Source organism: Kitasatospora sp. SC0581 (assembly GCF_048159585.1).
Classification (GTDB): Bacteria; Actinomycetota; Actinomycetes; order Streptomycetales; family Streptomycetaceae; genus Kitasatospora.
This window is the reverse complement of sequence record NZ_JBLRWA010000167.1, coordinates 1-412: the sequence shown is the minus strand read 5'-3', so window position 1 is coordinate 412 and position 412 is coordinate 1. Positions and strand designations below refer to the sequence as shown.

Annotated in this window: 2 protein-coding genes; one reads left to right on the top strand and one right to left on the bottom strand. The window is 33.3% G+C overall.

What is annotated here, in order from left to right; all coding sequences use genetic code 11:
• Positions 1 to 156: DUF1444 family protein (locus ACLWS4_RS37605; protein ID WP_416876520.1), on the top strand; the 156-nt coding region annotated here is incomplete at its 5' end.
• Positions 157 to 227: 71 nt separating this feature from the next.
• On the opposite strand, the gene ACLWS4_RS37600 is transcribed toward ACLWS4_RS37605, so the two are convergent.
• On the bottom strand, positions 228 to 412 hold a 185-nt coding region (locus tag ACLWS4_RS37600; protein WP_416876519.1), incomplete at its 5' end, for a hypothetical protein.

Sequence of the window (412 nt, the reverse complement as noted above, 5' to 3'; positions counted from 1 at the left end):
TATGACCGTGAAAAAGATGTACTCCGGGTTGAAAATGAAGACACGCATCAGGGGCTTAATATTTCTCTGCCGGAGATTGCCGCCAAATGGGCCTCCCAAAAAGAAGAAGCGATTAAATTTATAGAAAATAATGAAAGAATCACAATTAATAACTGAAAAATATTCGATAAGAATTTGATTGTATCACATCGATTCAGTCCGTTATTAAATAATCGGCTATTAACGGTTCATTGTTGGTCATAGTAATCTATAAGATTTAATGATTTTTCAAACGAATCTTTTGTACTTTCATTATATTTAAATAAAAAACTATTATTTTTTTTGTACTCGATAGCTAGCTGTTTAGATATAAATATATTGGGAAAATCATTGACTCCCTTCTCGAAACCCTCCGCTACCGACCCCTGTGAAG